Genomic DNA, 15,445 nt, shown 5'->3' on the forward strand with positions numbered 1-15,445 from the left:
TGCGTTCACAGTGTACCGGTATTGCCGGCGGTAGCCAGCTATCCGTAGCACATCAAGGGTTGCGCTGTAGTGACGCATATCAGGCGGCATGTGTTGCGCCCAACCTACTGCTGAGTTTTTTACAAGTTCAGGCAGCTAACCACTGTCGGCGCAATCAGGTGCAACCGTGGCGGGCACAACAATGCGCCGCAACATCGTACAAGCAGAGAAACTCCGACTCTTTTAAAAGACACTGCAGAAGTGTCATGAGAGGATTGCTGTCTTACGGTGTTGCGGCGCAACGGGTTGGTATGCAGTTAGCCCCTTCCCTGCGGGACAGAACCGTGTTTCGCACGGCACTGTCCCGCAGGGAAGGCGATTGTGGTTGCTTTACGCACACCTAGTCGCGAGCGACTTCCACCATTTCGTAGGCTTCGATGATGTCGCCCACCTGAATGTCAGGGTAGCTGAGCACCATACCGCACTCGTAGCCTTGAGCGACTTCGGTGACGTCGTCTTTTTCGCGGCGCAGCGAGTTGATATTCGCTTTCTCCACGATGACGTTACCGTCCCGGACGAGACGCACCGACGCGTTACGGCGCATCTTGCCGGATTCGACCATACAACCGGCGATAAGACCAACAGCGGAAGCCTTGAACAAAGCCCGGATCTCGGCGCGGCCGAGTTCCTTTTCTTCGTAGATTGGCTTGAGCATGCCCTTGAGTGCCTGTTCGATCTCCTCGATAACCCGGTAGATAACCGAGTAGTAGCGAATCTCGACACCTTCGGTGTTGGCTTCTTGGGTTGCTTTGCCTTCGGCACGAACATTGAAGCCGATGATGATTGCCTTTGATGCGGCAGCCAGCGAGACGTTGGTTTGGGTGATCGCACCAACACCACGGTCGATGATGTTGAGCTGCACTTCGTCGTCGATTTCCAGCTTGAGCAGGGCATCTTCCAACGCTTCGACAGAACCGGCATTGTCGCCCTTGAGGATAAGGTTCAGTGTCGAGGTTTCGTTCAACACGGAATCGAGATCTTCCAGGGAGACCCGCTTGCGGGTGCGTGCCTGTTCAGCGTTGCGCTTGCGAGCGTTGCGCTTGTCGGCGATCTGACGTGCCACGCGGTCGTCTTCGACTACGAGCAGATTATCGCCGGCACCCGGCACGCTGGAGAGGCCTTGCACCTGCACAGGGCATGATGGTGGGGCTTCTTCGACGTCGTTGCCGAATTCGTCAACCATGCGACGAACACGACCGTGGGCGTCACCGGCGACAATCGAGTCGCCGACGCGCAGCGTACCGCGCTGGACGATCACGGTTGCGACCGGACCGCGACCGCGGTCAAGGTGGGCTTCGATCGCCACACCCTGGGCTGGCATATCCGGGTTAGCGCGCAGATCCAGGTTGGCGTCCGCGTTGAGCAGGACAGCTTCCAGCAGACCGTTGATGTTGATGTTCTGCTTGGCAGAGATGTCAACGAACTGTTGTGTACCGCCGTATTCTTCCGGAACCAGACCGTATTCAGTGAGCTGACCGCGGATCTTCTCCGGGTTGGCGCCTTCTTTATCGATCTTGTTCACGGCCACAACGATTGGCACGTCAGCTGCCTTGGCGTGGTTGATTGCTTCCACGGTCTGCGGCATCACACCGTCATCGGCTGCAACCACAAGCACGGCAATATCGGTAGATTTCGCACCACGGGCACGCATAGCGGTAAACGCTTCGTGACCTGGGGTGTCGAGGAAGGTAACGAGTCGTTCTTCACCTTCATAGTCCACTGCCACCTGGTAGGCACCAATACCCTGGGTAATACCACCGGCTTCGCGGGCACCGACATTGGTTTTGCGGATGGTGTCGAGCAGTCGGGTTTTACCGTGGTCGACGTGACCCATCACGGTCACCACTGGTGGACGATGCTCAAGGTCTTCGTCGTCGCCTTCATCTTCGCCGTATTGCAGGTCGAAGGATTCCAGCAGTTCACGATCCTCGTCTTCTGGCGAGACCACTTCGACGTTGAAGTTCATCTCGTCACCGAGCAGCATCAACGTCTCGTCGGAAACCGATGCGGTAGCGGTTGCCATCTCACCGAGGTTAAACAGCGCTTGCACAAGCTGCGCGGCATCGGTGCCGACCTTTTCTGCGAGGTCGGCCAGCGATGCGCCGCGCCGCAGGCGCAGCGATGCACCCTTGCCGTCAGGCAAGTGCACGCCGCCCACAACCTTTGGTGCCTGCATCGACTCGTATTCGTTGCGTTTTTGCCGCTTCGACTTGCGTCCGCGACGCGGTGCGCCACCAGGACGACCGAATGCACCTGCGGTACCACCGCGGCGTCCGCCACGGCCACCGCCGCCACCTGGCCGGTTGAATCCGCCAGGGCCGCCGCCGGGACGGCCACCACGTCCACCGCCGCGGCCTGGTGCCGCAGCCGATTTCGACGGCATTGCCGACGGATTCGGGTGCGAAGGCATCATTGCCGGCGATGGGCGACGTCCACCACCTTGTCGTTCCCCGGCTGCTGCCGGTGTCTGCCGGCTACCGCCGGGACGCGGCATTCCATCAGGACGCGGACCGCGATGTTGTCCCGGTCCTGCTTGACCTGGCTTGGCACCGCCACCTGGCCGCGAGCCGCGGGATCCACCCGGGCGTGGGGCAGGCTGGGTACCGGACGAAAATGGGTTGTTGGCCACCCGTGGAGCGCGCGCCCCCGGTTTCGGACCTGGTTTTGCCATCGGTCGCGGCATTGCTGGCCGCGCATCATCGCTTGCAGCAGGTTTTGCTTGCGGCTTAGCAGCAGGTTTGGGACTTGCCGGGGTAGCCTTCGGCTTTTCAGCCTGTTGGAACACTGGCTGGGCGGGCTTCTCAGCAGGCGCCGGAGCAGGTTTTGCTGCTGGAGCAGGTTTTGGACCTGGCTTTGCGGCAGGTTTAGCTTGCGGCTTCGCCGCTGGTTTCGCCGCCGGGACAGCCTTGTCTGCAGCTGGTGCTTCAGCGGCTTTCTTCGCCGGTGTTTCCGCTTTCTGCGGTGCCTCAGCAGACTCTTCGGCACCAGGGCCTTTGCCTTGCTTGGCATAAAACGCAATCATCTTCTTTACAACCGGCGGCTGCACAGTCGAGGATGCGGTTTTTACGAATTCGCCTTGCTCTTTGAGCGTAGCGAGCAGTTCCTTGCTCGTAATCCCAAGCTTTTTCGCAAGCTCATGGACACGTAACTTTTCTGGCACTGTACTCCTTGTGTGGGTTTTCCCCGATCCACCGCTGTGTATGACACACAGCTCAGGCAGTGCCAGCTCTCTTCACAGGAAACTGTTACTCCCCTTGCGGGTGGACGGGATGATTGTTGTTGCCGTTCATCGCTGATGCTTCATCGGGTACTCATCAGGTTTTCGGTCATCCTTACATTGTTGTGTTATGTGCAACTTCCGCCAGTGGGCTCACGACTCACCCAAGCGGTCACGGCAGTGGCGTCGATGACACCACCCCGGCGAAACGCCCGGTGCAATGCACCGCGTGCAACAGCCTGGGTTACAGCCGCCTCAGTGGGAGTAATCCATGCGCCACGCCCCGGTAACTTCCGGGCAGGATCAGGAACTACCACCAAACGATGCGGATCTGCTACAGCCGGGTCACACACCATCCGCAGCAGTGTCGACTGGGGCAGTTTTTTCCCCGTCGCAACACATGTTCGCAGCGGCTCAGCCATAGCGTATCCATTCTCGTTGAGGATGCACTGTGGCACGGTTCAAACAGACAACGCCTGCCAATAAGCAAGCACAGCTGCTGATCTTCCGATATCGAAGATGCACCACAATGCGCACTGTGAAGTTGAAAAAACTCATGCAATGGCAATGCAACTCATGCACTTACCATGTTGCCGGCAGTATGCAGCGCAAAACACCGTGTCTGCAAGCCACTGGCATCCCAGAAAGCAGCAAGCTTTCCCGGTAACCCTTTGCGGTCAGACACGGCTACGTCAACACTGAAGACCACCGCTTCGTGCTATGCCGTCACAGTTGCATCACCGATCAGATGATGATCAGGTCAACAACCAGGTGAATGCACATAGCCACTGCTCATGCTATCGCATACCGGCAGCGATTGCGAACAGACACCGCTAAAGTCGCCGCTCTCCCGGGGCAGGATAACCCAAAAGCGCGCTACCACCTGCCCTAGTGACATCCCTGTCTGATCCGCTGCAGAGATTAGCTCCCCCACCGTGTATCGTCCGCGCCCCCTCCCCACCGCTGGTCTGCGTGGGCAGCTACACCACCGAACACGACACAGCGCAAACACAAGGGCGCATCATCCCCCTAGATGATGCGCCCTGCGAACGGCGATGTACTCCCACGCCGGCGGCAATTCGCTAAATGAAACGGCGCTGGCTTGCCCGCAGCTTTGGCGTGTTCGGTGATGAGCAACGGCTCTTGGTATTGCTGTTTTTGCCAACTTCACCAGCATTGCCCGGCGCGCAGATTTGGCATATCCAGATCAGCCCCAAAACCCGTGAATGTTACTCGGCCCGATGGTTAAGATACTTCCGCGTCCGAATGAATATCGATACGCCAGCCGGTGAGACGAGCAGCAAGACGCGCATTTTGACCTTCGCGGCCAATTGCCAGCGACAGCTGGTAGTCCGGAACCACAACTCGGGCAACCTGCCCGACGGGATCTTCGACAGTAACACTGACCACTTTGGACGGGGCAAGCGCGTTACCAACAAAAACTGCCGGATCTTCATCCCAGTCGATAATGTCGATCTTTTCGCCGTGCAGCGATTGCATGATATTGGTGACACGCTGTCCACCAGGGCCGATACATGCACCCTTGGCGTTAATGCCCTTCCCGGTTGCGCGGACAGCCATCTTCGAACGATGTCCTGCTTCACGAGCTACCGCAACTACTTCGACGCGACCGTCGGCGACTTCGGGCACTTCCAATTCGAAAAGCTTGCGTACCAATTCTGGGTGGGTTCGCGAAACCTGAATTTGCAGACCCCGATGCCCCCGACCGACACCAACGACATAGCATTTCACCCGGTCGCCGTGCTTGAGTTTTTCGCCAGGGATTTGCTCAGCAGGGAGCAGTACTGCGTCTTGACCGTCCGTTTCGGTTCCGATCCGCACCACCACAATGCCCCGCTCGTTGGCGCGAGCATCAGCTTGCACCAAACCCGTGACCACCGAATTTTCGTAGGCTGAATACTGTCCGAAGGCGCGGTCGGTGTCTGCTTCGCGCAGTTTTTGCAAAATAGCTTGCCGCACCGCATAGGCACCTACCCGGGAGAAATTCACCGGGGTAACATCTTCTTCCTCCACCGGTGGGGCTGCAGCTACCTCGGTGGTTGCAGCGGCTTCCGGTTGCTGTTCGTCATCGGTGTCCACAATCGGCTGCGGGGCAGGTCGCTCACTTGCTAAAACCCGCACACTACCGGTGTCCTGATCAATCGCTACCCGAATGCGACGCGAGTCATCGGCGGTATCGCCGTGGCTGTCGAGATAGGCTTGGCGGAGTGCACCTGCGATGGTGCGCAGCATATCCTCGGTGGGAATGCCTTTGGTGCGTTCGATATCTTGCAATGCTGCAACGTCAATATTCACTTGAAATTCACTTATCCTTGATGTGCTTGAAGTTCTGCGGTAGCAAAGTCGGCGGCGGCAAGTTCAGCACTTGCTGCCGGCGGGGTCTGAAATTCGACTTGCACTACCGCGGTGGTGGTGGGGTTGGCGAATGCCGCCAACTCGGCGATCATCACCGTCAGCGGGGTGTGTTTCCCAGCGGCTTTCCCGTTCGTCTTCTTCCCTTTCACCGGTTGTGGATCGATCAGTGCAACCCGAGACTCATCTTCACTCAACGCTCCAATGCGGGCTACAAACGCTGCCTGTGCTTCCAATCCGATAATGGCGACCAACCGTCCTTGGTTGCGCCGCCACTGGTAGGGCTGGCTTAACGGGGTGTCTACTCCGGGAGTGGTGATCTCGAGGGTGTAGGGCTGCGCCCCAAAATCGAGTCGCCCATCAGTCTCTGCTTTGTCAAAGGATGCAGAGATCTCGCGGGTTACCTCTTCCAGGTCATCGAGGGAGGGGGTTTGCGGCCCGTCGACAGCGATCGTCACCGACGAATGGGCGCCCGCCCGGGTAATCTGCACCTTTACAGGTTCCAATGCAAAAGCCTGGAGTTGTTGGCGTACAAATTCGGTGAGGGTTTCTTCCGTGGGGAAAGCCATGCTTGGTAGTCTAACCTGTGGCGCGCCTAATGGGTGCTATCGGCTCCAATTGTCTAAGGTGAAACATCGTGTTTTCTGCGCGTGTGTCGGCTCGTCGTTTACTCAACCATCGCCTCTCGGCAGCAATAATTCTGCTGCCGATGGCGTTAGGTTCCTGTGTACTTAGCCCCGATCCGGTTCCGGATCCGGTGCTCGTTGAGCAGGTGGTTGCGGAGCAACAGCTGGCCGCGAAACTTGCTTCCCTCGGTGATCCGCGCGCCGAACGTATTCACGCCCAAGTTGCGGACACCGTGAACGAGATTGTGCGGCGCTGTGGGCACTTGCGCGATGGCACGATTGTCCAGTCCTGCAATGAGGCTGCGATCCAGACTGCTATTGCTACCACCACCTCCCAGGTGGACGACCCGGAAGGCGCACAAGCTTTCGCCGATCGTGAAGATTTCAGCGCAGCGATAGGCACGATTGCGGCAATTGCCAACCAACCGGATGCTGACTCTGCTGCCCGGATTACCCAACAGCTCACCTTAGATAACCTCGAGGCTCTCGCCCCCGATTCCTTTGCCCTGCTCGCGGAGCAATACACCGATCGGGCCGGTTGGTTTTCACTTGATAGCCCAGCCGAGCGAACATTGCCCACAATTATTCATGGCACCGCGGATCATACGGATGCTGCGGACGACTTCCCTGCCGATCAGCTCCCGGCATCTATTGATCCGCGGCAACTGAGCCAAGCAGAACAGACTGAGCTCCACGAGCTTGCCGCAGCAATAGCCGCAGCAGTCTCACTTACGGGTTTTGCCGCAGCCACCCTGGAAAACCCAAATCAGGCCAGTGTTGCCGCCAACCAGCGGAATCACGCCTTAGCGTTGGAACAATGGCTAGCCGCAGCAGAAGCAGTCCTGCCGGTAACCGACACTGCCGCCGAACCGGTAGGGTTTCAGTTCCCCGGGTTAACCGACACCGATGATCAACCCACCAAATCCGCTGCCACAGCCGCGCTCTATTCCCAATTTCGGGATCGCTTCCTGCACGCCGCTGCAGCCGCCACTACGGAAACCTGGCAACGGGTGTTGCTCCAGCAGGCAGCGCTGTGGCAGGTGGCGGTCGAACACCACAATGCCAACTAACCCATAAGCAAGGTCTGAGCCAATATTCGCGGCACCGTGCGGCGCCGCTTATGCCCCGCATTGCAGCGGTTGATCGCCCTGGCTATTCCACGGTCAATAGCCTGCTAGAGCACGCCAGAACTAGCAGTGAGATTCAGGTCAATACACCGACTCGCCTGCCCGCACCTGGGAAACGGAATGGACAGGCGAGTATTCGACAACCGTGGGGCATGCCGGCAACAAGGAAGCGATGCAGCAGAACAACTAGATTTGCTGCCACTGCGGTTTATTGTCGAATGCGTAGCGATAGTAGGTTGCACCCCGGAGTTTGCTGGCGGCCGCCTCATCTACGATGACTGTCGCATGATTGTGCAGCTGCAAAATCGAGGCTGGGCAATACGCTGTAACCGGTCCTTCCACGGTGTCGGCAATAGCTTGGGCTTTGCCTTCGCCAGTGGCCAGCAACAGCAGATGACCCGCCCGGGAAATCGTCCCTAACCCTTGGGTAAGGACATGGTGGGGTACCTGCGATTCGTCGTCATCAAAAAACCGCGCATTATCGGCGATCGTCTGCGGATGCAGGGTTTTTAACCGGGTCGTCGAATTCAGCGACGAGCCCGGTTCATTGAAACCAATATGTCCATCTGTGCCGATGCCGAGCAGCTGAATATCAATACCGCCGGCTGCGGCGATTGCCGCGTCATAGTCGTTGCCGGCAGCGGTTAAATCTTCCGCCAACCCATTGGGGGATTGCACGAGCTCATCAGCGATATCAACATAATCGGTGAAGTTGTCGCGAATAAAACGGTAATAGCTTTGTGGGTGGCTTCGTGGTAACCCCACATATTCGTCAAGCAGGAATGCTTTACAGTCGGCAAAGGATAAATCGTCTTCACGGTGGCGACGAATCAGCTCAGTGTAGAGTGCCAACGGCGTGGATCCTGTGGCCAGCCCGAGTGTTTTGCCTTGTCGAATATAGCGTTCAAACACATCTGCAGCGACCGTTGCCACGTCGTCCGCGGTGTGACGGATAATGACTTCCATGACAGTGTTCTACTCCTTTTATCCTTGTAATTTCCTAAGATACGGTTCGCGTCGTTGACTTGAATCAGCAGTCCGGTACCCGTATTGCGCGAGCAACGAACCTGCGATGCGCAACGCGTATGGATTGCAGCCGCTTCCTGCAGGCGAGAGGTGACAGCCACAGTGGTTTTCGATCCTTGTGGAACACGTAGCTGGGGCACTGCCTGCCTCTGCTCGCAAGTGCAGTTGTAAGCATCACCACCGGCGTTGCGTTCACTGAGGTTCGATAGTTACTGCGAGCAGCGGTAGTGATGTTTTGCGAACCTAGGCTGCGGCAGTGCGACCCAAATGTGCCGCACCAATAAGCTGTGCTTCTTGTCCGAAGGTGGCAAGTGCGATAGGAAGTTCAGCAAGTGGCGGCAACAGTTGTGCGCGAATACCGGCTACCAATGGGTCGATTATCGGTGCACCAATTCCTGCTACTCCCCCGCCGATGACAACCGCTTCAACATCGATTGCGTTGATAAAGTTCGCTAAACAGTGCCCAACCGCGGTGAGGTTTTCATCCAATACTTGTTTCGCAAGCGCTTCCCCGTCGTGGTAACGACGCATAATCTCCCGCAGATCAACTGAGGTATCACTAATGCCGGCGCGTTTTCGATAGGATGCGGCAAGCCCGGTGCCCGATCCAATATTTTCCATCCCATCCACCCCACCGGTGGGATCTTCACAGATGAGATAGCACAGTTCCCCGCGGGAACTATGCGGCGACTGCCGGAGTTGCCCATCTTGAACAATAGCCCCGCCAATACCGGTGCCAAATGCGACAAAGAGCACGTCTTGCAGGCCTTTGCCTGCACCATAGATCGCCTCTCCCAGTCCCATGACCCGCACGTCATTGTGCGCAGCAACTGCAAGCCCAAATTCTTGGCGTAATTCGCCACGCAAATCGGTGCCACTCCAGCCCGGCATGGTCACTCCGGCACTTTGCACGACACCAGTGTCTGGATTGATCACCCCAGGTGAGCCGATACCAATAGCTTGTGGGGTGTAGCCGGCAGCAATCGCTGCTTCACGTGTTTCCGCGATGGCTTCTTTGAGTGCTTGCAGAACCTGTTGACCGCCCTCTAATGCCCGCGACGGACGGGTGGTGTGAAAGAGGGTGGTCGTCGGCTGATCATGGGGCACCACTGCCGCCGCAATTTTTGTGCCACCAATATCCACCGCAATGACGCAATCGCCGCTCATCGGAAGTCCTTTCGTTTGTTGACGTGGGGTCATCGCCATGACAAACCGTTCATGCAGTTGGCGAACAAGATCCCACCAACCGTCAGGTGCCCCTGATTTATCAGACAAGTTACGATGCTAGCAGCCCACACCTTTATGGAACACCCGGTAGCATTGCGTACTTCATCACATTTCTTCGCCTAGTTGTCTGAACTGAACCCTGTTGCAGCGAGTAGCCACGACGACCGGGAAGCAGCTGCAGGCCAATGGCGCTCCGCACGCAAGCCAAGCCCAAAGGCGCCTGGCAGCTTCCTTTCCTGCTTGAATTAATCCCTACCTTGGGAGTAGCTGTGGCCGGACGTCGCATACTACTACAGGCGCGGACATCTCCTTGTGGTGAGATGTCCGCGCCTGGATAACAGACCACTACGCACCAGTGGCGAAGGGCGCAACCGCATATCGACGGTGCTTGCTGCTGCGAAGCCCAGCCCGCCGGGACGAGATCCGCCCGCCGATGCGGTGGTTAACGGCTAGAGGTTGCCCCTTTTCGCACCAGCTCAATGATCGATTGTGGAGCAGTCGCAACGTCAAGCATGGTCGGCTCATCGCCGCGTGGCCGCAGCTCCACCTGACCATCAGCAAAACTGCGCCCGACGACCACCACAAATGGCATGCCAAGTAATTCGGAGTCTTTAAATTTCACTCCCGGGCTCAGCTTTGGGCGATCGTCGAAGAGCACATCGAGGCCAGCATTCGACAAGTCGATGGCAAGCTGTTCGGCGGCAGCTGCTGCGTCGGCATCCTTATTCGCAATCACCACATGAACTTGGTAGGGCGCAACGCTTACCGGCCAACACAGCCCCTTGTCATCGTGGGTCTGTTCCGCAATAACCCCAACCAAGCGAGACACACCAATACCGTAGGAACCCATCGTCGGTATGGCGAGCTTGCCGGATTCGTCGAGAATCTTCAGATCCATGGCAGTGGAGTATTTCCGGCCAAGCTGGAAAATGTGTCCGATCTCGATACCGCGTTGCAACGTCAAGGTTCCATGCCCATCCGGCGCCGGATCCCCTTCCCGGATTTCAGCGGCCTCAATAGTGTCTGCAATCGGGAAGTCACGGCCAGCCACCATATCTACCAGGTGGGTTTCTGGAGCATCGCCACCGGTGATCCACCGGGTTCCGGCAGCAACCCGCGGATCCACATACACCGGAATATCATGGTCGACCAGTGCCCGCGGACCGACATATCCTTTGACGAGGAATGGATGTGCTGCGAAGTCTGCTTCGCTCGCCATCTCCACTGGGCGTGGATCGAAGGCCGCTTCGAGCCGTTTGAAATCTATTTCCCGATCACCGGGGACAAGAATCCCCACCAGATTGCGAGTTTTTTCCTCATCAGTGTCGGTGACTGCAACCAGCACGCATTTCAGCGTGTCTGCTGCAGTTACCGGCTCACCGCTTTGGCCGGTGAATCCCTGTGCTGCAGCGAAGGCGACCAACTGGTCAATCGTGGCACAGTCAGGGGTGGTTACCGGCGCTGCTGCAGGCTGTCCGTCAAGCGGATATGTCTGACCTGGGGTGGTGGTTACCGCCTCAGCGTTTGCCGCATAGTTGCCGTCGCTCGACATCACAAAAGTGTCTTCACCTGCCGGTGACACAGCGAGGAACTCTTCGCTGCGGGATCCCCCCATCGCCCCGGAGATTGCGGTACAGATCGCATAGTCAATACCAAGACGGTCAAAGACATTGATATACGCCCGGCGATGTTTCGCGTAGGCTTCCGCCAGCCCCTCATCGGCCATGTCGAAGGAGTAGGAATCCTTCATGACGAATTCGCGACCCCGCAGAATACCTGCCCGGGGACGTTCCTCGTCACGATATTTCGTCTGGATCTGATACAAGATGGTTGGCAGATCCTTATACGAGTTAAACATGTCCTTGACCAGCAAGGTGAACATTTCTTCATGGGTTGGCCCCAGCAGACAGTCCACCCCTTTGCGGTCTTTCAGCCGGAACAGCAAGTCGCCATATTCATCCCAGCGGCCGGTGTGCTCATAAGGTTCTTTCGGCAGCAGTGCCGGCAGGGAGATCTCCTGCCCGCCGATGGCATTCATCTCTTCCCGAACGATTTGTTCAATGCGGCGCAGCACTTGTAAACCAAGTGGCAGCCAGGAGTAAATACCTGGGGCTGTGCGGCGAATATAGCCGGCGCGTACCAGCAGTTTGTGGCTGGCGACTTCCGCATCAGCTGGATCGTCCCGAAGGGTGCGCAAAAACAGTTGCGACATGCGTGTGATCATGGTGAGTAAATATACCTGGCAGGCCTCCCGGAGGTGATCGACCACCCGCATCGCGGGGCACACTGCAGGAAAAACCTGTTGCGTTTGCTCGCTGTCCTGGCGGGCGGTGCAACGCGCTCGATACAGCGTTGTCAATCAGGTGGGTTATTTGTCGATGACGAGTTGCGGGCGTTTCCGGTACTGGTTCGCGATGTCTTCACCCAACCCAACCGGGGCACGGGAGGCAGTGTGTGGTGGGGGCTGCCGTGTTTGGCTACAGGTTGCTATTCCAGGTGCGTCTAGTGGGCTATGCTTCCCTGCTTTTCCGTCAATACTGGGGGCACTTGGTGCCACTGGACTAGGCTTAACGCCCGTGTTCATTCTTCTGCCTCCTTCTGAAACGAAAGCCCCTGGCGGCAGTGGCGCCCCACTTCGCCTTGAATCGTTACACTTCGCTGAGCAGTTCACTGCGATTCGTCGCACCCTCATCGAGGATCTGTTAGCACTTGACGATGCGACCATGGCGCAGGTATTGAAGTTATCTGCCCGGCAACGCGACGAAGTGGCGGCGAATCGACAGCTGCTCACAGCGGCAACGATGCCGGCGATCGCCCGCTACACCGGGGTGCTGTACGACGCGCTTGATGCGGCGACCCTCACTGAGAAGCAACAGTCACGTCTCATGGTGTGTTCCGCACTTTTTGGGCTGCTTGCCGCCACCGATGAGATTCCGCATTACCGGTTATCGGGCGGAACGAAACTGCCATACCGGGACAGCACCGATCCGGCGCCGACGATGAAACGACGTTGGCAGGAAGCAATGTCCCAGGCATTAGCCGAGTTGGCAGCAGCCGACGACCTGATTATTGACATGCGTTCTGGGGCATATCAGGCGCTTGGTGGATGCGACGACCTGGTCACCGTGCGAGTGGAGTCGGTGCAAGCTGACGGTAGCCGCAAAGTAGTCAGCCACCACAACAAGCACTACAAAGGGTTGGCAGCGCGGCTGCTAGCTTCTGCCAAGCAGACACCTACCACCTTGCCGGAGGCTGCCGCGATTATCGCTGCTGACCCCACCCTTTCCCCAGAGATCACAGACGACCGTCTCCTCACCCTGATTGTCGAACGCTAAGCATCAACAGCTGGAATGTTTGGCAGGCATACGGCCACACACCGCAGCACGTGCAGTACGGCTGCGGGTGTGTGTTTGCTTTGTGGTTAGCGTTGCGCCGATAAGCGTTCGGCTTTTTTACCTTCTTGAATATCAGCCACCGTGTAAGAAATCACCGTAATCGCGAGGAGCACAATTACCCCGGCAAGCGCGGCACATACGAGCAGCGAATATGTGTAGCCTGCACCTAGTGCTGCTTGCTGTACAGGGGTGAGCATGCTGCGATCGATGTGGCTACTATCCATACCCAGTGCGCGGGTGGTGACTGCTTGCCCCACTGCGGTCACTGCAGCCAACCCGAGCGGGCCGCCGAGGGTTTGGCACACCAACGAACAGGCGGTCAGCGGCCCTACTTGATCAGGGGTGACCCCTGCCACTACGGACAGCGTCAATGGGATGAGTGTAAGACCGACACCTAAGCCGATGACAATAATTGGCAGCAGCAGATCCGGAAAGTAGGTGGCGTGTTCATCTAAGGTTGCCCCAAAGATGAATCCGGCAATGAGAGTGATCCCGCCGAGGGTAATACTGTGTTTGGGACGCAGACGTTCGGCGAGTACCCCGGCTATCCAACTGCCGGTGCCGAGTGCGAACGCAAACGGAATAAATGCAATCCCGGCCTGCAGCGGCGTGTAGCCCAGGACTTCCTGCACAAACAGGGCGACCTGGACGGTCATCGCCATCAGCAGCGCCCCTGCACACAGCAGGGCAATAAAAACAGCTTTGCGTGCCGCTGAATCAAACATTGCCATGGGAAGCACGGGGTTGCTGGCCTTATGCTGGGAGCGGAAAAATAGCACTAGCAGCACAATGCCTAGCAGTGCACTGCCGATGACCAGAGGTTTGGCACCGGTACCGCCCTCTGCCATGGCAAACACCAACAGGGTTGAGGCGCCGGTTGCAAGCACAGCACCGGTGACATCAAGCGGAATGCGTTCAAACTGCGGGGTGCGCGAAAGCACGGCAAGGCCGCCCATGATGATTGCGATACCAATGGGAACGTTGATGAGGAAAATCCACCGCCAGGATGCCTGCGTTAACGCACCGCCCACTACCAGACCTAACACACTTCCCAACCCAGTCATCATGGCAAACACCGAAAATGCCTGGTTGCGAGGTTTGCCTGGGGCAAATGTCACCACGATTAGCGCCATCGCCGTTGGTGAAGCGATCGCCGCCCCTGCACCTTGCACAATTCGTGCGACGATCAGCAGCCCCGGAGTAGAGACGATGCCGCACGCCAGTGAGGCGAGTGTGAAGCAAGCCACCCCGGTGAGAAACATGCGTTTGCGGCCGAATACGTCCCCGAGTCGACCGCCAAGCAGCAGCAGTCCCCCGTAGGCCAGTGCGTAAGCGGTCACTATCCACGACCGCAACGAATCTGAGAGTCCTAATTCGAGTTGGATTCGGGCAAGAGCCAGATTGACTACGGTGCCATCCAACACCACCATTAACTGCAGTGCAGAAAGCACAGCCAATGGCCAGCCCAGGGCTGATTGCTGTTCCGGATAGGACAGGTTTTTCGCCCGCGGGCCGCTGTTGCGTGCACTTGCTTGCACTAGTTGTCCGTCCCTTCCACAACATCACCCACGACGATCACCGCAGGTGGGTGTATTGCTGCCTGTTCAATGGTGGCCCCTAATGTGGCCAGCGTGCAGGTGACACTGCGCTGCGAAGAGGTGGTTCCTTCTTCAATGATGGCCACCGGCGTGGCAGGGTTTTTCCCCAATTCGATGAGCCGGTCGGCAATCGCCGGCCCATTTTTCACACCCATAATGATCACCAGCGTGCCGGATAGGCGTGCCAGCGCATCCCAGTCGGTAAGACTCATGGTGTGTCCCGGCGCGAGATGTCCAGACAGGACGGTGAAGCTGTGATTGATGCCGCGGCGCGTGACGGATACCCCTGCAGCGGCTGGAACACTGATTGCACTGGTAACACCGGGGACGACGATCACACCGATGCCAGCTTCGATGAGGGCGGCGCGTTCTTCGAAGCCGCGGCCGAATACATATGGATCCCCACCTTTGAGGCGTACGACTTTGCGGCCGTTTTGGGCGGCTTCGACGAGGAGTTCATTGATGCGTTGTTGCGCCATTTGTTTGCCGTAGGGCAGTTTGGCGGCGTCAATGATTTCTTTGTTGGTGATGTCGCAAAGTTCCGCAAGATGGTCGGTAGGCCCGAGATGATCAGCAATGATGACGTCAGCCCAGGCGAGGGCGCGTTGGCCGCGCACAGTGATGAGATCTGGGGCGCCAGGCCCGCCGCCGACGAGGACCACTGGATAGGGTGGCTGTTCGGGAAGGGTGAGCCAGCTGTTGTGGTCTGGCGCGGGGTGGTGGAGATCCGAGCTCATGGGGTACTACCTTAGTCGCCGTGGCGAAAGTTGCGGTGTTGGTGGGGATGGTTTGGTTGACCAGAGGTTGCCGAAAGTGG

General features: G+C 57.9%; 11 protein-coding genes. 2 read left to right on the plus strand and 9 right to left on the minus strand.

Annotated features, from left to right (window positions below):
• Nucleotides 1-379: 379 nt before the first annotated feature.
• From infB to rimP, 4 genes are all read right to left on the minus strand, one after another.
• On the minus strand, nucleotides 380-3,199 hold the full coding sequence (gene infB, locus CCHOA_RS06435; RefSeq protein WP_123928404.1) for a translation initiation factor IF-2: 2,820 nt from the start codon (nucleotides 3,197-3,199) through the stop codon (nucleotides 380-382).
• Between the two features lie 185 nt (nucleotides 3,200-3,384).
• Nucleotides 3,385-3,678 carry a YlxR family protein gene (locus CCHOA_RS06440; RefSeq protein WP_123928407.1) on the minus strand — a complete coding sequence of 98 codons (294 nt, stop codon included), beginning with the start codon at nucleotides 3,676-3,678 and terminating at the stop codon, nucleotides 3,385-3,387.
• A gap of 823 nt (nucleotides 3,679-4,501) precedes the next feature.
• Entirely contained in the window at nucleotides 4,502-5,572 is a 1,071-nt protein-coding gene (gene nusA, locus CCHOA_RS06445; RefSeq protein WP_123928410.1) for a transcription termination factor NusA, read from the minus strand.
• Nucleotides 5,573-5,583: 11 nt separating this feature from the next.
• Nucleotides 5,584-6,198, minus strand: coding sequence for a ribosome maturation factor RimP (gene rimP, locus CCHOA_RS06450; protein WP_123928413.1), 615 nt, complete (start codon nucleotides 6,196-6,198; stop codon nucleotides 5,584-5,586).
• Between the two features lie 68 nt (nucleotides 6,199-6,266).
• Between rimP and CCHOA_RS06455 the strand changes: the two genes are divergently transcribed.
• A complete protein-coding gene (locus CCHOA_RS06455) occupies nucleotides 6,267-7,325 on the plus strand; it encodes a hypothetical protein (RefSeq protein WP_123928416.1) in 1,059 nt (352 codons plus the stop codon).
• A gap of 243 nt (nucleotides 7,326-7,568) precedes the next feature.
• Here the strand turns inward: CCHOA_RS06455 and nagB are convergent, their stop codons facing one another.
• From nagB to CCHOA_RS06470, 3 genes are all read right to left on the minus strand, one after another.
• Nucleotides 7,569-8,348 carry a glucosamine-6-phosphate deaminase gene (gene nagB / locus CCHOA_RS06460; RefSeq protein WP_123928419.1) on the minus strand — a complete coding sequence of 260 codons (780 nt, stop codon included), beginning with the start codon at nucleotides 8,346-8,348 and terminating at the stop codon, nucleotides 7,569-7,571.
• A gap of 303 nt (nucleotides 8,349-8,651) precedes the next feature.
• Nucleotides 8,652-9,683 (minus strand): ROK family protein, encoded by a 1,032-nt coding sequence (locus CCHOA_RS06465; RefSeq protein WP_245992095.1) that lies wholly within the window; start codon nucleotides 9,681-9,683, stop codon nucleotides 8,652-8,654.
• Between the two features lie 394 nt (nucleotides 9,684-10,077).
• Nucleotides 10,078-11,859: a proline--tRNA ligase gene (locus CCHOA_RS06470; protein WP_123928422.1), complete on the minus strand. Its 1,782-nt coding sequence runs from the start codon at nucleotides 11,857-11,859 to the stop codon at nucleotides 10,078-10,080.
• Nucleotides 11,860-12,211: 352 nt separating this feature from the next.
• On the opposite strand from CCHOA_RS06470, the gene CCHOA_RS06475 reads away from it, so the two are divergent.
• Nucleotides 12,212-12,970, plus strand: coding sequence for a YaaA family protein (locus tag CCHOA_RS06475; protein ID WP_123928425.1), 759 nt, complete (start codon nucleotides 12,212-12,214; stop codon nucleotides 12,968-12,970).
• An 86-nt stretch (nucleotides 12,971-13,056) separates the two neighbouring features.
• On the opposite strand, the gene CCHOA_RS06480 is transcribed toward CCHOA_RS06475, so the two are convergent.
• Together CCHOA_RS06480 and cobA are read right to left on the minus strand one after the other, a co-directional pair.
• Nucleotides 13,057-14,568: an MFS transporter gene (locus CCHOA_RS06480; RefSeq protein WP_377739845.1), complete on the minus strand. Its 1,512-nt coding sequence runs from the start codon at nucleotides 14,566-14,568 to the stop codon at nucleotides 13,057-13,059.
• Nucleotides 14,568-15,365, minus strand: coding sequence for a uroporphyrinogen-III C-methyltransferase (gene cobA, locus CCHOA_RS06485; RefSeq protein WP_123928429.1), 798 nt, complete (start codon nucleotides 15,363-15,365; stop codon nucleotides 14,568-14,570). The genes CCHOA_RS06480 and cobA overlap by 1 nt, the downstream gene beginning before the upstream one ends.
• Nucleotides 15,366-15,445: the final 80 nt, after the last annotated feature.

The sequence above is a fragment of the Corynebacterium choanae genome (assembly GCF_003813965.1).
Taxonomy (GTDB): domain Bacteria; phylum Actinomycetota; class Actinomycetes; order Mycobacteriales; family Mycobacteriaceae; genus Corynebacterium; species Corynebacterium choanae.